This is a genomic window from Calditrichota bacterium (genome assembly GCA_013112635.1).
Classification (GTDB): Bacteria; Calditrichota; Calditrichia; order Calditrichales; family J004; genus JABFGF01.
The window spans coordinates 335,532-358,749 of record JABFGF010000004.1; the positions used below are offsets into that span (position 1 = coordinate 335,532).

Here is a 23,218-nt window from a genome sequence, read left to right on the forward strand (position 1 = left end):
CCTTCCAGGATTAAAACCCGGAAGGCTGATAAATTAGTGGATTAAAGTCATCTTTTTAATAGTAGTAAAACTCTTGCTTTGCAGGCGATAATAATAAATTCCACTGGAGACAGAATTGCTGGTATTACCTTTTCCATCCCAGACAACCGAATGTTCACCAGTGTTAAACTCGGCATTAACCAATGTTTTTATAAGTCTTCCATTTATGTCAAAAATATCGATTTTTACTTTTGCATTTTCCGGTATTACGAACGGGATAAATGTTGATGGATTAAATGGATTAGGATAGTTTTGTTTCAACTCAAATCGTCCCGGCAGGACATCCTGTGCCAATAAAACAGGACCATGATTTTCAACTTTTCCTGCATAAGAAACATCTTGAATTATATACCAAACCTTCTGGTTCTTTGGATCAAAATTATCTGTGAATGAATATGTTTTTTTAGTGGAAGCGTTTCCGCGCCCAAGTATTAAATCTTCATTTACTTTAACAAAACTATCCATTTCAGGAGATTGATGTTCATTATTTACAGCCCGCAAAATATTAAACCCGGCATTTTCAAGCTCAGATTGAACAACCCAACTAATCACATTACTTCCATTTACCCTGTTAGCAGAAAAAGATGATAATTCTACCGGTAAAGAACTGTCTCCATTTTTTGCAAAAACCAAAACTTTATGTACATAAGGAGATTCGTTCGCAAATAGTTTTAAAGTGTGAGAACCAGTTGTTGCCACATCGCGACGGATGCAAATTGTTTTAAAGTCTCCAAAAAGAGTGTTCCCGACAAATGATGAACTGTCAACTTCCCATCCAAAATCATAGCCATCCAATTCAATCCGCAATTCATCATCATCCGTGCTGTCAATAAATGCAGTCTGATGTTTCCAGCCCGGTTCTTCATCTGCGCTGCCACTAACATAGATTACAACTTCACCCGCATCTGCATTGAAGTTAAAAGTTTGCCATTCAAAATTGTTGCTTGCTGCCGGCGCGCTTGCATCTACTGTCTGGTTTAAAACAAGATAACCTCCATTACTACCAACAACAGTCGCATCATATAAAATAGGTGTTTTTTCGGTTTCAAAAGAAAGAGAATGTGACCCGGCTGAAAGTGTTGTATCAATTACAATTGTCTTCAGAGCGCTTTGATCAACATCGCCATTCCAGCTTCGGGCAGAATTAAAACCAAAATCCTTGGCATCCAGAATCATTTTTATATCATCATCGGTATCGTAGCTATCAAGCTCTTCTGCTTTACCGGATGCAATAATTACAACTTTTGCACCACCTGCCGGAACAGTAAAATTATAAGGCCCTTTAAATGCACCATCTGAAATTCCATCATCGATTTCATTTATTACTTCGCGCAATAAACGCGCACCAACCGGGGCATAAGAAGAATCAGCTTTATAATCACCTTTTTTAATTTCAATAAAATCAACAACAAACTCACTATTCCCGGTCCAGTTATTTGATGTAACCTTTATTGTATCATTCCCTGAAATTGGATTTGTTGTAAAGCGATATACCAGATTATCATTCCAACAGTTAAACGAATAATCTTCATTCAATATCCCGCTATCAGGCCAATCTGCCGGCGCCTTGCTTTGAATGAGAACCCCATCAATATATTGCTCATAAGAATTCCGGCCGTCCCGAATAACTTTGTAGGTATGCCATTGCGTATTGTCAATATTATGTGGTGAACCATCATCAAGATCTATACTAAAATCATATGAAGGTAGGACAGTTCTGTGTGTTCGTGCTTTCCACCATGTTTCTTCAGCTGCCCAGGATGAATCCAGGTGTGCAGTTTGTTCCATAAACCAAACCGCCTGATTTATATTTATTGGTACCCCTTCTGATTTCCAAAATCCCCATCCCCGTGAACCTACAGGCAAAGCATTCAATGTTTTCACGCGAATTGTCACAATCATATAATCATCTTTGCCATAAATGGGACGTTGGTCAGCAGTCATTATGCCCACATTATGCATTCCATCAAAACCCGTTCCGGGTAATAAATCTCCATCACCTTCAGGATCAGATAAAACAGCATATAAATATCCTCCCATTGAAGTAGGATCCAATTCTCCACCATGGTTTTGAAAAATCCACCAGGTTTTATCAGAGTTGAAATCATCTCTTTGAAGATCGGGAACGATATAAGCTTGAGAAAATAATTGCTGTGCTATAAGTAGGAAAAAGAAGATTAAACGGACATCCTTGTATTTAGCCACGCTTCACCACCTTGGTAAAAAATTTAAAGATAAAACTATTCTTAATCATTGTTGGGGAAAAGACCCCTCGTAACATGCCCAAAACTATAAAGATTGTTACGAATTTCCAATTATAATATATCAAGATCATGTTTAAGGATATGGCAAAAATCACACTAGGAAACGAATGATGAAGAAATTGAAATATACTGCTTCCCGATGGTTTAAAGGGATTAACATCAATCTTGTTCTTACTAAATATCAGAGTAAAGCTGTAAAAGTACATTCCTATATATAAAACTGCTGTTCCAATTAATGCCAGGAAAGGTAGAAATTCTAAATAGAACAAACTTGTGAGAAAATATAAAACTATGCCTAAAAGAAGAATTTTTTCTGCTTCCAGGGAAAATCGCAAAATTGTTTCAACTTTTTTTTTTCCCTGACCAACTGTATAGGTTGATGTTCCCGTAGCAATATCATTTTCATAATCTTCAAGCTGATGATTTATATCGGATGAAGCCCCGCGGAAAAAAACATAAACTGCAAGAAATAAAAGCTCCCATCCAAAAGAAAAATTAAATGCAGTAAATACAAGCAGGATTGGAATTAGCCTTTGAGCAAATACGACAAATAGTAAACCGACTTTACCCCGCTCTTTTAAACGAATAGGCGGTAGACTGTAAAAAGTTGTAATCACTATCCAGAATAGCCAAAGAAGAGCAAAATTTTGATTACTTGTAAAATGCATCCCTGCAAAAATACTTAGGACCAAAAATAACAAACTGACCAGGATAGCTTTGGGTTTAGAATCATCTTCGAAGGTATTACTTTTACCATGCTCCCGATCCAGGTCGATATCTGCATAGTCGTTAATTAAATATCCGTAGGTTGTAGAAAAAATGCTGAACAAAAGGAAAATGAATATATCCAACATGAACTGATCGCTGTAATTAAATGTGCGTAAGCCAATGTAAAAAACAACAAAAAGGTTTTCAAAAATTGAATTGTACGTTAAAACAGCCCAATTTCGCCAGCCAAGATATTTTTTAATAAATGTCCACATAGTTTAAAAATTACCCAATGTAGGAAGTAAGTATCTTATTTTAGAATCTAAAAAGGAAGTCTATAAAATTAAGAAAAAGTAAATACTGTTCTTTGCCGCTATTCCTGAAAAACCAGGACTCTATTTAGAACGGGTTTGTTTTCAACATAGATTTTTAAGGTGTGTTTTCCGGCTGGAAGGTGTTCCCGGACAACAATAATATCGCTTAATCCAAATTGGCGGTTTCCATCAAGAGAAGACTCAGGGTAATCAACTTTCTTCCCATCAATTTCAATGCTTAAATGATCATCACTTTTATCATCATGTGTAGATTTATCTATATGGTTCCAGCCTGGACTTTCAGAGGCAATCGCACTTAAATATATCACAACGGGTTTTCCATTAGAGATAAAAGAATAATTTTTGTTTTCTGATTCGTTCAACAGGACTTTACCGGACGGACTGTTTAACACTAAAAGATCACTTATAAAAGGTGTGTTCTCCGAAATAGCTTCTAATTTTAACAAATCGGAGCTGTTATCCAGTTCAAGAATTTTATTGATCTTGTTATTATTTGAACCATGCCAGGCTGTTTCTACCTTATTATTATTTTCTGAAAGTCGCAAAGTCAGTTTGTCTGGTCTATCAAAATCAGCATAGCTTTCTGCATTTACGGACATAAGCACAATTGTTTTTCCTGGTAAAACAGATATTTCCTGATCGATTAATTTTTCATTATTAGTGCCATTACCAAAAACCAATGGTTTTTCATACACCTTAATACTTCCTTCAACTGGATAGGATTTTCCAGTATTGTAACCGGAGTAAATTTTGACATAATCCACAACCATCTCACTTGTTCCACTCCAGGCAGCCCTTTGAATTCCTTTTGAACGGCTGTAAACCTGGTTGTCAATCCATAGGTGAAAACCCATTCGTCCGGTTGGGGCAATCCCACCCGATGTATGATAGAGTTCTCCATCGACAAAATAATCTGTCCTTTTGGAATTCAAATCCCGTACAATTTTATATGTGTGCCATTCGTTTTCTTTTATTGCAATGTCTTTTAAATCAACTCTCTTTTTCTGGATTGTACCAAAACGGCTCCAGCTAAATTTTGGCTTCCCTTCAAGATGTTGTTCCATAAACCAGGCCAGGTTATCGGCCTTGCCCATTTTTGCAGCTTTCCAAAAACCCCAACCACGACTTCCAGGAAGCATATTATTTAGAAGTTTTACACGGGTTTCAGTCGTGAGAACTTTTATTCTTTTTGAATAAATGGATTGGCGCTCCGAAATTCCTACGTTGCATTCCAAACTATTTTCAGGATTTAATAATCTTATTTTTAGATAACCCTTGCCGTTTATAATTGATTGAGGATCATCTGCAACCAGGCCATCACGATGATAATCCCACCAGCTTTTTGTGCTGCTGAAATCATCAATTTTTACCGGCAAAATGGTTTGGGATAAAAGTGTACTAATACAAAGAAATGATAGTAGAATTATTTTCATAAGAAGGAATAAGGATTCCACCACTCATGGTGATGGAATCCTTTTTAATTTAGCTGACCCGTTTAATTAAAAAATCGCTCAAGGCTTTAAGCTCGTTGGCTTTGTCCCCAAAAATATCAAGTGCTCTTAAAGCTTTTTCAGTGTACTCTTTAGCCTGTTTTTCTGCTTCTTCTTTTCCAACAAGCATCACAAAATTCATTTTATCATGTTCAAGATCTTTACCAACAACATTTGTTTCGCCGACAACATCCAGAATATCATCTACAATTTGAAAAGCAAAACCAATGTTTTCAGAAAAATCTTCAATAGCTTTAATCTGTTCAGTAGAAGCTTTACCAATCAAAGCTCCTGCTTTTCCGGCTGCTGTAAAAAGTGCAGCTGTTTTCTTTGCGTTTATAAACTCAACAATATTAAAATCTATATTTTTACGTTTTAGCTTTAAATCAACAAATTGTCCGGCTGCCAATCCTTCAAATCCATAAGACTGTGTTAAGATTTGCGAAATCTTGTTTCTAGTTTCAAGGTCAATTTTTTCATCCATTAATACCAAATCTACAGCTTTAGAAAGCAACGCAATACTTGCACACAGCGCCACATCTTGTCCAAAAACCACATGGTTTGATGGCTTTCCTCTTCGGAGCTGAGAATCATCCATATATGGCAGGTCATCCATAATCAACGAGGCGGCATGAATCAATTCCACAGCGCAGGCCGTTTTGTGCATTGCTTCTTTTTTTATACCAAACATATTGCCAACAAGATTTGTAAAAACCGCTCTTACCCGTTTTCCACCACCAGCAGAATATGCAGCGGATTTATATAAACCATCAATCAATGGTTCATTGTTTACTAAAGCACTTTCAATTTCCGTATCAACCATACGTTTTATTTCTTCTAAAAAAGTATTTATTTTTTCACTCATAGGGAACCCCTTGGGTTAGTAGGTTTTAATTGGTACAACCAATATTTTGTATTTGATGTTTCACCATATTTGAGTTTTGTAAATATGTCACTTTCACTGTTCACAATCTTTTTTAAGAACGGCCGCTTTGAAAAATCTTTTTCTTCAATAAACAAAAATTCTGCTTTTTGATGTTTCAAATATACACTCAAACCGTCCAGCGAAGCAAAAGGTACAGGACAGTATTTTACTTCTGAAAAAAACGAAATATGTGGAACCAATGAAGCTATTTTTGAATCCACACCAGCTATTCTTTTTAATTCGCCTGCCAATTGTCGATAATAATCTTTTTCTTCCATTTTTTCTGTTACAAGCATATATGAAGGAATTATAGTTAAAACGACCAACGCGGTAATCGCCACCATTTTTGTGTTTTCGTTTGATATAAGTTTCCCGAACAATTCAGCCAGGTAATCAAGTCCTGCACTAAAAAAAACAATTCCAAACGGGATGATCAAATGTAAAAACCGCTCTTCAATGTGGGTAACCAAGTAAACGGATAAAGGCGTGATCATTAGAAAGCCGTATAACAATAGCTTCCTTCTGGCTTTTAACGTTTTTCTTAAAGCAAAGAAACCCAATACAAAAAATAAAATATATACAATTGGCGTTACAATGCCTTTGGCAATTCTATAGGCAACCATTTTAATATTGTAAAAGATATATTTAAATAAGCCTGAAACCGCCCCGGATTTTTTTACAGTTATTTCTTTAGAACTGTTCATTAAGTCGATTGTCGCCGCATCTTTGTATAAAAGGGCATGTGTTGCAAGTTGAGAAGAATCTGCAGATAATGCGTATCTTGCTTGCAGCCCAATTTCTTTGTTGTCCAATTTTTGACCGGATTTTTCAATAAGTCGTTTTTGATGTGCCTGAAACTTGCCTTGCGCCCTCACAAAATTAATTTTTGGTGAAATTGAAAAATATCCTAACTCTTGAGAAACGCTTATCCCGTAAAAACTTGCACCAAGCGCAAAAATAATAAGATTTGTAAACAAAAGCTTAACCGGCATTCTTTTCATAAATAATAACACAGCCTGAATAAATATGAAGACTATAAAAAATAACAATGCTTCCGGCCGCGTCATAAAGGCCAGTACATAAAGAAATGCGAGAGCAATTGTATTTTTGATAGTTGGGTTGTTAATCAAAAACCAGCCTTGTACAAAGATTGACATCATCAAAAAAAGATAAAGCGATTCTGTGGCTACCTGGCTGGAAACAGCTATCAAACCGGGGTGAACCGCAATCAGCAAAGCAGCAAAATAGGCTAAGTTGCCTTCAGGTTTTAATGATCTTACAAAATGGTAAACCAGCAATACAAGCAGAATTCCAAAAATGAGAGATACTATTTTGCCAGCCATAATGGATGAAAAAAGAATACTAACCAATCCCAACAACAAGGGATATAAAGGTGGCTGGATTATATCGGGGAAATGAGCCCCGTTACTTTCGTATTTAAATTCATGAACCAGATTATATCCAAGTGTAGCATATTGCGTCCCATCAGGTGAGATATAATCAAATGATATTATAAAATAAAGCCTGAGAATTAAAGCTACAGCAAGAATTATTAAGAGAAATTTATCCGGTTTCAAATATTGTTTTCTATTTGGCATTTTTTATGGATTTTGCTTTCTTCTTTTTAATCATATTTGTGAATTCACCAATTAGGTTTTGATAGTCACTTTTTCTAAAGATAAGATGTGTAAGGGAAAAGGAAACGAGTGTAGAAACGCCAACTGTTATAAACATAAAAATCGATTCTTGTGGGAAATACAATAACGCTCCTCTGGTTACTCCAGTTAAAATTGCTACTTGAAATATTGCATAAAGAAGAGCCGTTTTTTGTGATCTAAAAAAGTCTGATATCTTAAAGTCCAGATTCTTCTTCATTAATCGAATCATTAGAAGCGCATAGATTGTGTTGGCAATAACGATTGCTAAGGCAACACCGGCAATATTGTATGGCAGCAAAAAGTAAATAAGAACTGCCATTGAAAAGAGAAAAATAATCTGGGCTTTCAAACGGTCAGATGTTAAATCCATTGCCAACGTGACTGGGAAAAAAACCATAATGAGTGTATTCAATAATCCGGATGCACACATAATTTGTAAAGGTAAAACAGTCGGCAACCATTTCTCGCCATACAAAACAACTATTAGCGAGGGAGCAGCAAAAAACAACCAAATAAGAACCGGGTAACCTACCAGAGAAACATAGTTTAATACTTTGGATAAATTTTTAACAACCCGTTCACGATCTTCATTTATTTTGGAATAGGCTGAAAAGAGTGTTTCATTTACTGTCCGCCCTAATTGCTTGCGGGTTAGGTTCATCAGATTAAATGCGCGTTCATAGTAACCTAATGCGCCCATTCCAAGGAATTTACTTATTAAGAAATAATCAATGTTATTAGTAAAATAATTCAAATAAGATATAAATGAGACTTTCATTCCATAAGCATATACTTTTTTAAAACTAGCAATACTAAAGTAAAAATTTGGGACCCAACGCGAATATAAAACCATTGCAAGCATCATGGCCAGCGTCCCAATCAATTCACCAAGAATCAAACTCCACGCCCCAAAATTCATTAAGGCCAAACCAATTGCAGCCGGGTAATTAAAAATCGGGCGCATTGATCGGCTTATGGAAAGCTCTTTAAAGCGTAAATCTCTTTTTAAAATATTTCCTGCAACCAAACTAAAAGCTGCAGCTAAAAATGTAAGAGAAATAACCTGGATAACTTTAGTTACTTTTGGCTCATCAATCCACTCTGCAAAAAACGGGGCAACAAAATAAAGCGCAGCAGCTACTATAAGGTTTATTGCAAAACTTGCTGTAAAAATTGTATCAATTTCGTTTTTAGAGATATCTTTTCTTTGTACAATTACAGAAGCGAATCCCATATTTGTCAGTCTGCGCGAAAAGCGGATTATAATTAGTGCAAGTCCATACAATCCAAAATCTTCAGGAAATAATAAACGGGCTAAAATTATTCCTGATATCAGGCGAAAAAATTTATTCACCACAATATTCATGGCATTCCAAATTATGCCAAGTTTGGTTTTTTTGGCTAAATCAGTTTTCATATTGTGGAATTAAGTAAATAATAAAAGATTAGCGGACTAAGTGTAGTTTTTTTGTTTGAGTAAAACCAGATGAAGTTAAAAGCCGGTAAAAGTAGATACCACTACTAAGTGAACCTGCATTAAAGGTAATTGAGTATGCCCCCTGGGCTTGTTGCTGATTTACCAGAACACGAACTTTCTGCCCTGACTCATTAAATAATTCCATCTTAACATGGCTTTTAGCAGGGATGTAATAGTTTATTACAGTTTGAGGATTAAATGGATTTGGATAGTTTTGCGAAAGGACAGCCGTTGGTGGAAAAGGATTTGTTGATATTTCTAAAACACGTAACAAAGAAACCTGCCCATCCAAAGCCTGTTCCGATAACCGATAATAATAAACACGTGATTCTTCAACATCAGTATCGCTGAAAGAATAATTTGAAATGACAGAGCTATTTCCTTTTCCCTGGATTTTGGCGATTTCTTCATACACCAAATTTTCTGTGGCACGTTCCAAAATAAAAAAAGCATTATTTAATTCAGATTGTGTTACCCAATTTAAAACAATTTTATCTTTTTCAACTTTGGCATTAAATGAAGACAATTCTACCGGAAGTGATTGATCAGGGTTATCCAAAGTATTAAACCAAATCGTCCCAGCAGAAGTATTTTCAGCAACAAAAACAACATCACTTGTATTACTTAATATCTGGTAAGAGAGAGAAACATTATTAAAAGCATCACCATTGTTTTGTAATACAGGTACCCAATCTGAGGAAGAAACATTACTTAAATTATCTTTATCCAAAAGAACGTACTCAATTATTCCGTCATTTTTTGCACCAATAATAAGAGTTTGTGTATCACCATTTAATGCCAATGCAGGTCTGGTTGCACCCAATCCATCAACTTCATAACTCTCCCAGGTTGCATTAGAATTTCTTTTATAAAGATAAAAATAGGGTGGCGGACTTTTTTTATTTTTCCCAATCATATACAAATTATCACTTGCATCCCGGATTATATTTACATGATCATCCGCATCCTCGCCCGAAGTTGGTAAAGATTCACTAATCCAGTTAGATGGTGTTGTTGGGGAATCTGTATCCGGCAGTCTGTAAAACTGGAATCCCTGGTTTGAAGATCCATCGCCTATAAAAAGACCAATCTGATCATCAAAGGCAATAGCATCTGTAATAGAACTTGCATCCACGCCGGTTGTAATTGTTAAAGTTGTCCAGCTTACTCCATCGTTTGAACTATATAAAGCTTTTACTGAACCGCTGGAACAATAAAATATAAAAAGGTCTCCATCTGCTGCTTGTGTAATACAAGCCGGATCATTACCTAAAACGCTTTCAAGATTGATGGCAATTGGAAATCCGCTATCTTCAGTCCAGCTTCCACCACTGTAGCTAAGGCGGGTAAATTGCTCAGAACCTTTGGAAACAATCATGTATAATTTATCAGTTGATTCATTTACAAATGCGTCAGCACTGGATTCCCCGACAATTCCTGTTTCCAAATTCAGGGACCAACTACTTCCGCTAAGTTCTGCAATAATCCATTTATTATTTATAGCTTTAAATACACCCCACCAGGTGTTATCGTGATATAATACCTGGCTTTGGTTAGATTTTTCCATATCTGCGCTTGCATTTGAAATGGCCGCGCCTGATACTTGAGCATAGTTTTCCTGAGGAATAAAAAGAAGTAAAAAGGCTGTAAAAAATAATATATTTAAAAATGAATGCTTGATAATCTACTTCCTTATAGGTATTAACTTCCCAAAAACTATTAATTACGGTTTAATAAAAGAGCCATTAGTTTACTTAATGTCTCTTCGGCCAGTATTCCCGGTGAACGGTCTGTAAGAATTTGCTGATGCTCATAATTTTTTAATGTATCCCGGTAATAATCTTGAAACATTTTAATACTTTGGGCATCCAGTTGAGGTTTTCGTTCAACAATTACTTTGGGTTCATTATATAAAAAAACTACATTATCCGGCTTGGGGAAAAATTTGCAAATAAAAAAACGGGCAAATCGAAAACCCTTTACCGGTCGTTTTTTATATATATGACGTAAATCATAAACATATCGGTCACTTAAAACAATTTGTCCTTTTTTAATTGAAGGACGTACAAGCTTAAAATAACGATACCACAATTCCAGAAAAATACTGGAATAATACGTTAAACCTTTTAACTGCTGTTTAAATTTCTTAAAAATTGATTTTTTTTCATTTTCTGCAGGTAGCGATATTTGCTTGTTTAAAACCCACTTATGCCAGGGGGAAAGTGAATGTCCCCACGGGCCCATATAAACTATTCTATGCTTAACACCTTTTACATCTTTTAAGTTATTATCCAACGTTTCGATAAGTGAACTTTTACCTGCTCCATCAACCCCCATAAAGGCAAAATGCACGCCTTTATTTCTATTAAATTTTCTGATTATATTTTTCAGGTACCAGACTCTAAAACGGTTTGAAAAAGAAGTTAAAAATATGCTTCGAACCTCATTACAGAATTTTATTGTTTGATCACTGGGTTCAGAAAACTTATCCGGGGCTTTTATAAATTGATCAACTATATTTTTTATCTTAGGGCTTTTGATCTTTGTTTCAATATATTCCCAATTTAATCCGCTGTTTATAAGTTTTTTAATAATAGGCAGATGTTTAACCTGGATGTGTGATTTACCTAAAAGATTATGATAAAAATAATGTAAAAAACTGTCTTCTCTGGATAATGTATAGAACATATCATTTTTTATTCGCCTATCAAAGATTCCTTCAAGAGAAAGATACTCGATACCATTTTGAATCATAGCGAAATGAACGTCAATAAGAAGCAGTTTGTTTTCTGTATAAATAGCATAAACCTTTTTTTTAAGAACATCCCTCGATTTCCAAAGGATAAATCCTGCCTCTTTAACAATACTGTCAAACAATGCAGAATCATTTGGATGAACTAAAACATCCAATTCGGATTCACTAAATGGATTGCTTTCATCTGTTCTTAATAAACAATACCGCAAATTGCTTTGGTTTAAATGATCCACAACCAATGCAAAAACATTAGAACTTGTCAAATGATTTCTCAAGTCTGTTTTTAATTTGTAATGTCAGTTATTTGGTTGGTCAATAAAATAGTCAATACGATTTAATACAGGAAAAATGTTTGCTTCCAACCAGGCTTTATCCGTAAAAGAACGGTATAATAAAAGCTTCCAAATACGGTCAATCCAGTAATAAACAACTAATGTCATTGGATCGGGCATATCCATATCTGATTCAGTACAATAATCCTGATATGATTTTAACAACTCACCAGGGACTTGTGTGAAATTTAACATAAATTTCGCCAACCCTAATTTTTGATAATACTTCAGTCTTATGCTGTTTGTAAACACTGAAGCGACGTCTACCAGGACCAATCCTTTTTGTTCACTCATATCCCAATCAATAATTCCCTGTAGTTCGCCATCTTTATTATAAATACAATTTTCAATTTTAAAATCCCCATGGCAAACACTTGTTTTCAACCGTTTGCCCTGTAGCGTATTAAACAAATACTTTTCTATTTTTTGAATAGCAGGTTTTGTTTCAGAATAATCTGTTAACCTTTCGTTTATCAGATTGAACATCGGTTTGACATAAGTAGTAAATGACTCTTTTTCAATTAGGATATTTTCTCCAAAAGCAGAATGGATTTCTGAAATCTTTTTAAATGCTTCATCATAAAGTTTATCGACACCCTGGTTATTTTTCCCGTACAATATCCTTACGTTTTTTTCACCAACAATTTTTTCCTGAATAAAATATTGGAAAGGAACTGTTTTTTCCAAGATTATCGGCTTAGGAACAATTTTAATATTATTATCTGAAAGGTATTTTAGAATGGAATGCTGTTGCTTTAAACGACCGAGTGAACTAACACCTAATGGAAATCTTACAAAATAGCCATTTCCATCAATTGTAATATCCAATATTAAAACCTGACTACCTGAGATAATTAGACGTTTTATAACTGTGTCGTAATCAGGACTACAAATATTTTTCTCTTTACAAATAGCTAAAATCAATTCCTCAATCGGATTTATGAGTTTTTCATCATATTCTTTTTGTGCAATGGCAACCGTTTGATTTTTCTGAAGGTAAAAACCACCATTCTTTTTTAACCAGTTTTTTAAAGGACTTTTTGTTAAAGTGTTAATATTAGATTGAAAATTAGGCCGAATAAAATGAACAGGTTTATGTAGGCCCGGAACTATATAAAACAACCATTTTAGTTTTAAGGTGTCAGGGACATCTGAACTTGTTTTTAAATTCGAAATATTTTTACCATTATTCTTTGATAAGAAAAAATTCCGGTAAAACTTATACCATATTGAATTTCTGGAGTCAGACCATTCTAAATGAACCAAAGTTGAACTATCTAATATGTTGTCAGAAATGTAGTTTAGAATATTCTTTGAGAATGATTTGCGTAAATCGATTACAACAAGATCAAACTTAGAAACGTCAATGTCCGGATTTTTTAAATCAAAATATTGTGCTGCAATATTCTGGTTAACTTTATTACCCGCCTTAAATTTTTCCGGAAGTGCAAATGAAACTTTCAAATCGAAGAGATCAAAATCTATATCTGTTCTGGAAGGGCGGTCAGTTATTATTAGCATTCTTTGTTTTAAATAAAAGGGACATAAATAAAAAATAAAATTAAATGCCCATTCTCTGTTTAAATAGTTCAATCAGCACCCTGTTAAATAAAAAATTCTGTAAAAAAAGAAATGTTTGAATTATTAATTCTTTGACGTAAAAGAATTTCTCTTCTTGGCGTGTCTAAAAACTTACATGTGTTTAGTAGATTTAGAAATATCCCACACAAAGGGGTTTTTGTCACGGAGGTAAAAATCAATCATGCCCATAAAACGTGAATAACCTTCAACACTAATCAGCAAGCCCATAAAAATAATATGTTTTGGATTCCATTTTTGGCTTTTTAAAACATAACCAAAAATATTTCCTGAGCTTTGTGTAAAAACATGATGCCCCATCGAAGCTGCCAAATGTCTGTGGCCTGATGCAATCCTGCGGCGCTGCTTAATAAAATCTCTTACAGTCTCAGGACCTTTGTTATGCAAAATTGCATTCTCGGCATAAGCCAGTTTAAAGCCTTCTTTGTTCAGGATTCCTTCAATGGCCGCTTCATCTACAGAAGTATACTTTGGTATTCTGGGAACCAGGTTGCGGAAGGCAATCATTTCTCCGCATTTTGGATGATCCAATGCCATGGCGTGGTGCAGTTCCCATAAACGATGCACAGAATATCCTACAAAAGTTTTACGATCATTTACCGGCACTGGGTGAACACCACACATACCAACTTCTTTATCCGAAAATGTTTTTATCATTTCTTCAACTGTGTATGGTTCTGTCACAGTATCAGAACTTTCAACGATGGTAATATCGCCTTTTGCCCGCGCTAAAAAATCATTTATTGCGGCTGCTTTACCCATTCGGGTTGCCTGAACAATTAGCTTTATTCGTTTATCTTTCTTTTCATATTCGCGAACAATCTCATTTGTACGATCGGTTGATCCGGACGAGACAACAAATATTTCTTCAATATGTCCACTTTTTAATTCCTGGTTTAATAAACCATCGAGGCATTTCCCAACCAGTTTTTCTTCATTATAGGCCATTACGCCGACACTGACGGAATAATTTTCCTTAATCTCAAATTGCCCGCCATTTTTCAATTTTGCAGGATTAATAAGCTCATCATATTCTTCAACAAAGCGCTCATACTCTTTCTTTAAATATACCAGGTGACGAAAAATTTCTAAAACGGGGGCACTATATCGCAAAACATAAAGAAATGTTTTTAGTTTATTTTGCATCCCTACTTTAGAAACCCGGTCAAGAGTATCACGGTAAACAAAAGGGATTTCTTTAACTCTTTTTCTGGCCTTATAGGCTAAATGCAATAATTGGATCTGAATTATATATCCTTCGCGGTGCAAATCATTCAGATCAATTTCTTCAAGAACTGATCTGCGATAGCAGCGAAAGCCTGAAGTAAAATCCCAGATAGGTTTAATTAAAACATAAGAGACATACATGCTGGCCAGTTTACTTACGAGCAATTTCCTAAACCGCCAACCTTCAACTCTTACTCCGTCAATATAACGGCTGCCAATTACCAGATCATAATCATGTGATTTTTCCAGGAAATCACTTATATACTGAGTGCCATGTGATCCATTTCCATCCATTGTTATGATTGGATCATAGTCACCTTTCATGGCTTCCTGAAAGCCTATTTTTAAACCATTACCAAAACCATTTCTTTCCGGTTGGTCAATAAGTTTTAAATTAGGATGTTTTGATTGAAGCCTTTGAATATTCTCGCGTGTACCATCTGTAGACATGGCATCCACGATAATGACATCAAAATCTTGTTTAAGTTTAAACAGATTATTTAATACTTTTTCAATTCGTGGAGATTCGTTTAATGCAGGTATTATTATGACTGGTTTCATTTTCTCTTTATTTAGATTGGGGACTGTATTTAAAAACTCCATTTATGAAGCCGATGGACCAGGGTAAAAGACCATATGCAAAAATGAAAATAGCCGACGGATGTTTTAAAATAATTGATCTGTTCAGCTTCCAAAAAATAGACAATGTTCTAAACCACTTAACAACGGGTATAAACGGTATAAAAATAAGTGTCTTTAATTTGCTGCGGGCAATTTTTGAACCTTCAAGCGGTAAAATGTTTAGCATGGTTGAGGTGATTCTACCAACGTTTTTCTGATGTCGCACAAAATCTTTAACCGTTGTCCGGTGATTATGGGCAACCTGTGCTTCCGGATTAAATAAAATTGTGGCTCCGGATTCTACAAGGCGATGATTAAAATCCAGGTCTTCCTGTGGATAATAGTTTGGATTGAAACCACCCAAATCTTCCAGGTATCTGCGTTTATAAGAAATATTGCAGGTAGGGATATGCCCTACTTCGCGCCGGCCTTGTTCAGGAATAAACTCACGGAACTCAGCCATATAACCTGCCCAGGCCACATTGTTCTTAGGATCGTTGCCGTTAATAACCCCTCCGCCAACAGCTGCATGATCAGTCGAGTCGTGCATAGAAACCATTTTCTCAATCCAGTCGGGTTGTGCAACACAATCCGAGTCAATAAACAAAATGTATTTCCCGGTACTTTCTTTTAAACCCAAATTTCTTGCTGTACCCGGATCGGTTTTTGTTTTTAGATGAATATATTTTATTTCCGGAAATTTTGAGCGGACTATCTCCGGTGTTTTATCCTCGGAGCTATCAACAAGAATTATTTCATACGGATCATTATAAGACTGATTCTTAAGCGCAGTTAAAACAGGTTCAATTGTTGTTTCAGAATTATAGGAAGGCAGGATTACTGAGATCATAGTTTTATTATTTTGTTGTTGGCTGTATTTGTTGTCATTCCCTAATTCATTCATCGGGAATCTGAATACAGGTACAAGATTCCTGCTTAAAACGTGCAGGAATGACAGATTTTTAATTAGAATACTTGAACATATTTTTGGGAATTAAGCTTGTTCAAAAATAAACCAGCGGTGATGTCCCCAAACTTGTTTTATTGGAAAGGGTGCTTTTTCCAAAAAGTCATATTTAAGAATATCTTCCTCAAGCCCCGGGTTTGTTCCACTGAAAAAATCAACAATACATTTCTTTTCAAAAGTCGTTTCACCATTCTGTTGATCTTCCTTTACAAGAAATCCAAGCCCTGCTTTGCGCAACATGTCTTCTTTTTTCATGGCTATATCCGGCCACGGCGGAATATCGAGATAACCGGCTTTCTTCTTTTTCCAGCCGTTCTGTTCAAAAAGAGGAACAAAGTTTTTTGGCAAAATATTTTTAATATAAAAATCCGGAATTACCTCATTATTAAACTTTGTACGAAGATGAAAACCAAGTCCATTAGCATTTGGTACACAGATGAAAATTACTTTTTTTGTTGATTTGCACAACGACGAAACATACTCCGGCATATTTTTTACAAACCAGAGACTGGCAAAATTCCAACTCATATCAAATTCATTCTCAGCAAACGGCACATCTCCGGCATCATCAATTTTTTGCAGTTTTGCCGAGAGCGGAACACTGTCCCATACTTTTTGTGATTTTTCAATGCGTTCATCATTTGTATCAAGAACAGTTGGAGTTATCCCCTGTGCTGACCACCAGATACTGTTAATCAAAGAGACACCAGTCATGCCAAAACTTGGTGTTTCCAGAATAGACTGCACATCGTATTCTTCTTTAAGTTTTATAAAATATCTGTGCAGGATAAAGCGTTCATAGGTTGTCCCAATTCCTTCATCCATATGATCGTAATATTCCGGCCAGGTATCTAAAATACTTAGTACGGTTGAAGTTTTGCGTTCGTTAGTTTCCATCAATTACACTTTCAATAGAAGTTAATGTGTCCGCAGGCTGATAGTCCAGTTCATCAACGGTTTTGCTAATATCATAAAACCAATTCCTGCTAATCAATTTAATGCTTGTATTTATTTTTTGCATACCCAAAACCGTCAACAAGAATGTACTCATCCTGTAAACAAACCCGGGGACTCTGTAAATTCCCGGATAGTCTTGTTTTGAGACAATATTAGAAATCTTGTTCACCAATTTCCTTAGGATTACAGGTTCTTTATCAGCAACATGAAAAATTTTACCTGCCCATTTATCATGTTCAATCATACTCGAAATTAAAGTGGCAAAAGCGCTTACATTAAGTAAGTGCAGTTTTACTGTTCCTGAAGGTAGAATTAGTTTTTTGTTTTCAACCATTGAAATCATTTTAGGAATAAATCCATCGTCACGCGCTCCGTAAGTAATTGTAGGTCTAACCACACAAGTGATTAGACTGGCTCCATTTTCAGCTAAAACCCTTTTTTCAGATTCGAATTTTGTCTGATGATAAAGTCCATCTGCGCGTGGTTTATCATCCGGCTTTGCAGGTACTTTTTTAGGGATACTGCCTAAAACACCAACTGTACTGCAGTAGATAAACTTAGGGATCTTGTTATCTTTTGCATAATCCAAAAGTGTCTGGGTTCCGCCAACATTAATTTTGGTGTAATCAGTCAGTGTGCCCATTCCTGCACCACGAATAGAAGCAAAATGAAGAATAACATCAATTTTTTCTTTTATTGAATTCAACAGTTCAGCATCATGAAACTCGCCACTTAAAATATTTAAGTTTGTCTGCTTTTTTAATTCAGAAATTTTTTGTTCGGATTCTCTTCGAATGGGTGCAAAAAGTGTATGCCCGTTTTTGAGCAATTCTTCTGCGATATGTGACCCGATAAACCCGCTTATGCCTGTAATTAAAATATTCATTATGTATTATAAATTGATGGGGTTTCTTTTAATGTTACAAAATTAATTGAATAGTTTTTATTCAACCAGGTAAAATAGTCATCGAGCTGTTTTAAATAACGGTTAACATCTTCTTCAGTTTTGCAATATTTTGATCCATTTGGCATTAATTCATTGGAATGGAACATCATATTTAAAAAGGAAATACCTTTCTTAATAAAAGTGCTGCTCACTTGTTTCATTTGGTGCAGATTCGCATAAGATGGCCTTAACCAAAACATATCAATATCCAATACTTTGCTGAGTACCCTGCGTATGCCGATATTGGGCAACCCATTATAGTTCGCTTCTAAAATAGCTGGAACTTTACGATTGAATCCTACAGATAATGGTACTTCCAATAATTTTGATTGGCCTGATTTCATGATGTCGTTATAATCCAATCTATAGGGCTCGATTGAATTGAGATATCCAAAAGAAGCTTCATAAGATTGTTTAGCCTCTCTAAATGGCACTACACTTGTGTCCACTGTGTAGTCCAAATCTTCCAAAACTTTGATGGTTGTTGAATCAAATCCATATCGCCCGGCTCTGTATGTGCACGGCTTTTCATGCATTGCATCAGCAATTGCATTTGTCAGAACTTCCATTTTTTTAAATTGTAGCTCAATAGGCAGATTATGTGTAAGAGAATTTACAACAGATGCTTCCTCCTCATAAGGTGGATTTACCCAGGGGTGAAGATGAGTGCCTATCTCAGCATTATGATTATCTTTATAGTTTTTTAAAATATTTACAGCATCTTTATTTATCACCACGGGATAATCAATTAAATATGTTGCTTTAACGCCATGCTTATCAAACACCTTTTGAAGCGGGTCGAGCCATTTTATGTTTTCTACGGTATAATGAGTATGATCTTTATATTCACTTCCCCATTCCCGTTCTTCTTCAGTATCGATTGTAACTAAGAAATTGGTCATTTTTTTGATTTATTAGATGATTGTTGGTAAGTAGAAAATTTCAGTCAGAAAATTGATTCCATCCTTATTAGAGATGGAATCAATTAGATAATTTGTGTTTTTGAAATAGTAGATAAAAAAGTAGAATGTAGTTTTTAAGGTTTGATATTAAAACCAGTTGTTTTCCCGGGAGGCGTCTCGTCTTGCTCACCCGATTTAGTAATCATAAAAGTTGCATTTCCGGATAAGGTGTTTTCGAAATAGAGCACACCTGTTTTTGTATTTGTGTCAACCCCTTTATAATCCCAAAATTGCATATCAGGCTCAGTTATTTTAGAAATAGTATTACCGCCATATGTAATATCATAAGTTGTGTAGGGTTCTAAACCGGTAATAATATGACGTGTACTGCCATTACCATCAATAGAGTATGTAACAACATTTGTATTAACGCCCTCAGATTGATTAAACATAACAACATAGTTTGGTCTGGAGCTATTTTCTCTTGTTACAAAAACGCCATGCATAGCACTACCAACAGTAATCAACTCATTTGCTGCCATCGATGTTACTTTGTTTGCATCTGCAGTTTGCATTATGTTTAAGAATTTTTGATTTGTTTGCGAATCAGTGGGCTTAACAGAAATTTGCCAGCGATGTGATTTTATGGCAAGATGATGCTGTCTCTTTATTACATCACTATCAAAACTTGAAACCCTTGTTGCTTCAACGCGAGCCTGATCAGGTAAGAGTGTTTTTGCAAAAAGTACACCATGGGCTACTCCACCTCCTGTGTAATCCTGATTTCCGCCATCATTATCTCTTGGGCCACCCAGGCTGTTTAATTCTTTTATAATCACATTACTGCCAATATAAGCATCGCCTACTCTGCTTCCGCCATCCATACTTTCTGTTGATGTGTAGCTAACTCCTGATGGCTCCCAGGGAACATGGTAAACCCATTCCGGATCAGATGATGATGTGGTTCTGTCGTAAACAACCAAAAAGTCTGAATCATTTTCTGGATCAGATCCTGGCAACCAGACGTATTCCCTGGTATGTGATACACCGGATTCAAACCCTCTGTTGTTATTAACCCGTCCATGGTAAAAATAATCTTCTTTTCGGGAAATCTGCTCAAATCCGCCCCAATCGTAATCGCCTGCGCCATTTGCCGCATCCTGAACCTCATGAGGTTCATCCATTGATTTATGGCTTTGGGTTTGACCTCCAAATTCCTCATTGCCCCCTTCGAAATAAACTTCATTGTATTGTCTGGCACCTGTATAATCATTTAAATTCCCGTACCCTCTGTGTGCAACATTTCGCGTGTTAACTAATGTGCCAAATTTAGCTAGGGTAAAACCCGGGAAATCATCTGAACCCTTATGACCATCAAATCTAAAATGGCTGTGCGCAGCAGAAAAAACTCCATCTGCCGGGTTGCCAAATCCTGTGCGGGCAAAAAAGGTCCCAAGGTTTTTTGTCCATCTTGATTTTGGTAGGTTTAAATCAGCAGGAGATTTACTTGGATTAGATTGGTAGGCCCCTAAAAATGCCCATAAATAAAAATGAGGATATGTTGGAAAACCAACATCATATGTTTCAATAATATGCCTAAGCAATCCAGCTTCATCAGCATAGCCCGATTCAGCTAACATCCGCGGTAAAAAGTGCATTTGCTCTAACATGGAGCGGTGTTCAAATGAAGGATCAGTTGTCTCTGCACCGCCATGCCTAACATAGGAATAGTGCTGGTTAAAATATTTATGAGGATCCATCGCTGTAACCATAAAAGCCGGATAATTTAACAAGGCATTTCCATTTGCTTCGCCTTGCAAATCCGTAACATAGTTTTCCCCAGTCGCAGTTCTCCAGGCATCAACGTTTAGCATGTGAGTCCTTGGATGCCAGCTGGAATATCCAACCCACTCTGAAAAGCCACCAGAATTTCCGGCAACGAAATTTTTTGCATCAAGATAACCCCAGTTCAGCATGTCATCATAAAAAGTATCAACGGCTTTATCTGCATCAGCATCGACATATCCATCACCCCAAAGTGCCAATCCAATATACCAGGGCTGGGCCGTTTCATAATATTTACTGCTGAACATCTGTTCAGGATCAAGCTGTGGATTGGCGACACTTATATCAAATACTTTATGAGCTACTTTAGCGGTCCTCATTTTTCCGGCAATTGTTGAGCGTTCAGACTCTGTCATAAAATTGAAACTCCAGTCATAAGCTAAAGCTGCTGCATAGGCAACTTCATCTCCTGAACTAAGTCTTGAATTGAGCCTGTTTATTGCACGCTGGGCATATTGCTCAAAAGAAATTGGGTATGAAATGCCAGGAACAGTACCAACTGCTGCGATAAATGCCTGGTGAATTAAAAGTGCACGTAGTGGATCGTGACCTGCTTCATGGAGAATGTTATAGTCATCATTGTCTGGTGCATTTGCTGCCCAATTAACATATTCCTGATATTCTGATTTAAAATAAGTCGAAAGAATTTGTCTCATTTGTGGAATAGAAGCTTCTGTAAGATGCATCCGTGGATGAGATCTATTTTTTAAGGGACTGCCATCTTTAGGGTCAATTGCTAACAACGGGTTAAAGATGAAAATAGCAAGGATTGTTTGAATCAGGAGTTTTTTAAGATATGTCATTTTTAAAATCCATTTTAGTTGGCATAGTGTTTCTTATCATACAATAAAGGTGCCAAACCATTTTTTACGTTTTCTTTTTTTAAGAATGGCAATATGTTGCAAGTTTAATGGGGTCAGCTAAAATCAATAAGCTTCTGTTCTTTTTAAAAGTATTACTTTTTGGGTAATTCATGCACAAAAAATATTAGCTCATGTAATCAGAAACCAAGTCTTCGGCAATTTCTGCCGTTAAACGGGCATTGTTCGACCATGTAAATTTTTCTAAAACATCTTGCCGGGCCTGTTTACCAACTTTAATACGAGACTCATTATTTTCAATCAATTGAAGTAAGTTCTTTTTTAGGGAATCTGCATCATCCGGTGTAAACAATACACCATTTTTCCCATTTTCTATCATATCTTTAATATTGGGCATATCCGGAGCAAGGATGGCTTTTTCCATGGCCATGTATTCCAATATTTTCATTGGTGATGAGTAAGGAGTTGCGTGCGGGCTGATTGCAATATCAAACATAGCAATGTACTTTTGAATTTCGTTATGTTGCACCCTGCCCAAAAACCGGATTGTTTCTTCATTTCCTTTTTCTTTGTTGTAAGCAACAAGCTCATCATAACTTGGGCCATCACCAAGAAAAACCATTGCAGCATTCATTTTCTTCAAATCAATATCTTCCAAAATATTGATCAGTTTATCAATATTATGCCAAGAGCGTAAAATGCCAACAAAGCCCAGTATTGTTTTTCCTTCCAGACTTAATTCTTTCTTGAGCGCAGATGCATCCAAATGCGGATCAAACCTCGTTGCATCTGTTCCATTTGGCAAAACTGTCACTTTACCTGTATCAACGCCATAATCTGCAACTATTTGCTTTAACGGCGAAGATACAACAATTATTCTCGGGGCCGCTGCAAATATTTTCTGCTCACCCATTTTTGAAAGACCGGGAAAGTACACTTTTTCCCATTGCCTTTTTTGGATGGAGTATGGTGAATTTATTTCCAGAATTAAAGGTAAACCTGCTTTTTTTGCTGCCCATAATGCAGAAAAACTAAAATGCGCATAGCGGTCATAGATTATATCAGGTTTAAAATCTTTAATTGCAGACATCAACATACTTTTGCCCTTTAGATTGTATGCAATCTCAGCAAGCTCGTAAACCGGTTTGGGGATAATATTTTTAATTTTATCCCATTTTGATTCTTTTGCTTCCTGTGAAGTACGAAATTGTGTTTGTTCGCCGACGAGCGATGCAACCCGGACTTCATGGCCTTGGTCTTTAAGGCAATTTACAATCGATTGGATGTGAATTCCTTCGGCGCCATCGCCTAAGGTTCTGTGATGATAAAGTATGCGCATTGTTTTTTTCA

Annotated in this window: 16 protein-coding genes; all 16 read right to left on the reverse strand. The window is 36.0% G+C overall.

Annotated elements, in window-relative coordinates; translation table 11 throughout:
* Positions 1-33 precede the first annotated feature (33 nt).
* On the reverse strand, positions 34-2,217 hold the full coding sequence (locus tag HND50_12995) for a T9SS type A sorting domain-containing protein (protein ID NOG46152.1): 2,184 nt from the start codon (positions 2,215-2,217) through the stop codon (positions 34-36).
* Positions 2,218-2,236: 19 nt separating this feature from the next.
* Positions 2,237-3,286 (reverse strand): UbiA family prenyltransferase, encoded by a 1,050-nt coding sequence (locus HND50_13000; protein ID NOG46153.1) that lies wholly within the window; start codon positions 3,284-3,286, stop codon positions 2,237-2,239.
* A 98-nt stretch (positions 3,287-3,384) separates the two neighbouring features.
* Entirely contained in the window at positions 3,385-4,779 is a 1,395-nt protein-coding gene (locus HND50_13005; protein NOG46154.1) for a hypothetical protein, read from the reverse strand.
* A gap of 49 nt (positions 4,780-4,828) precedes the next feature.
* Positions 4,829-5,701 carry a polyprenyl synthetase family protein gene (locus HND50_13010; protein NOG46155.1) on the reverse strand — a complete coding sequence of 291 codons (873 nt, stop codon included), beginning with the start codon at positions 5,699-5,701 and terminating at the stop codon, positions 4,829-4,831.
* The gene (locus HND50_13015; GenBank protein ID NOG46156.1) at positions 5,698-7,359 is read right to left on the reverse strand and encodes a hypothetical protein; all 1,662 of its coding nucleotides are present in this window, start codon (positions 7,357-7,359) and stop codon (positions 5,698-5,700) included. Before HND50_13015 ends, HND50_13010 begins: the two co-directional genes overlap by 4 nt.
* Entirely contained in the window at positions 7,349-8,836 is a 1,488-nt protein-coding gene (locus HND50_13020) for a lipopolysaccharide biosynthesis protein (protein ID NOG46157.1), read from the reverse strand. The genes HND50_13015 and HND50_13020 overlap by 11 nt, the downstream gene beginning before the upstream one ends.
* 28 nt (positions 8,837-8,864) lie before the next feature.
* Positions 8,865-10,463, reverse strand: coding sequence for a T9SS type A sorting domain-containing protein (locus HND50_13025; protein NOG46158.1), 1,599 nt, complete (start codon positions 10,461-10,463; stop codon positions 8,865-8,867).
* Between the two features lie 152 nt (positions 10,464-10,615).
* Positions 10,616-11,914 (reverse strand): hypothetical protein, encoded by a 1,299-nt coding sequence (locus HND50_13030; protein ID NOG46159.1) that lies wholly within the window; start codon positions 11,912-11,914, stop codon positions 10,616-10,618.
* Positions 11,915-11,947: 33 nt separating this feature from the next.
* Positions 11,948-13,504, reverse strand: coding sequence for an aminoglycoside phosphotransferase family protein (locus tag HND50_13035; GenBank protein NOG46160.1), 1,557 nt, complete (start codon positions 13,502-13,504; stop codon positions 11,948-11,950).
* Positions 13,505-13,675: 171 nt separating this feature from the next.
* Entirely contained in the window at positions 13,676-15,370 is a 1,695-nt protein-coding gene (locus HND50_13040) for a glycosyltransferase (protein NOG46161.1), read from the reverse strand.
* Between the two features lie 7 nt (positions 15,371-15,377).
* A complete protein-coding gene (locus HND50_13045; protein NOG46162.1) occupies positions 15,378-16,334 on the reverse strand; it encodes a glycosyltransferase in 957 nt (318 codons plus the stop codon).
* A gap of 90 nt (positions 16,335-16,424) precedes the next feature.
* Positions 16,425-17,294: a hypothetical protein gene (locus HND50_13050; protein NOG46163.1), complete on the reverse strand. Its 870-nt coding sequence runs from the start codon at positions 17,292-17,294 to the stop codon at positions 16,425-16,427.
* The gene (locus HND50_13055; protein ID NOG46164.1) at positions 17,284-18,240 is read right to left on the reverse strand and encodes an NAD-dependent epimerase/dehydratase family protein; all 957 of its coding nucleotides are present in this window, start codon (positions 18,238-18,240) and stop codon (positions 17,284-17,286) included. Before HND50_13055 ends, HND50_13050 begins: the two co-directional genes overlap by 11 nt.
* Positions 18,240-19,202, reverse strand: coding sequence for a hypothetical protein (locus tag HND50_13060; GenBank protein NOG46165.1), 963 nt, complete (start codon positions 19,200-19,202; stop codon positions 18,240-18,242). The genes HND50_13055 and HND50_13060 overlap by 1 nt, the downstream gene beginning before the upstream one ends.
* Positions 19,203-19,336: 134 nt before the next feature.
* On the reverse strand, positions 19,337-21,850 hold the full coding sequence (locus tag HND50_13065) for a hypothetical protein (GenBank protein NOG46166.1): 2,514 nt from the start codon (positions 21,848-21,850) through the stop codon (positions 19,337-19,339).
* Positions 21,851-22,034: 184 nt separating this feature from the next.
* Positions 22,035-23,207 carry a glycosyltransferase family 4 protein gene (locus HND50_13070; GenBank protein ID NOG46167.1) on the reverse strand — a complete coding sequence of 391 codons (1,173 nt, stop codon included), beginning with the start codon at positions 23,205-23,207 and terminating at the stop codon, positions 22,035-22,037.
* Positions 23,208-23,218: the final 11 nt, after the last annotated feature.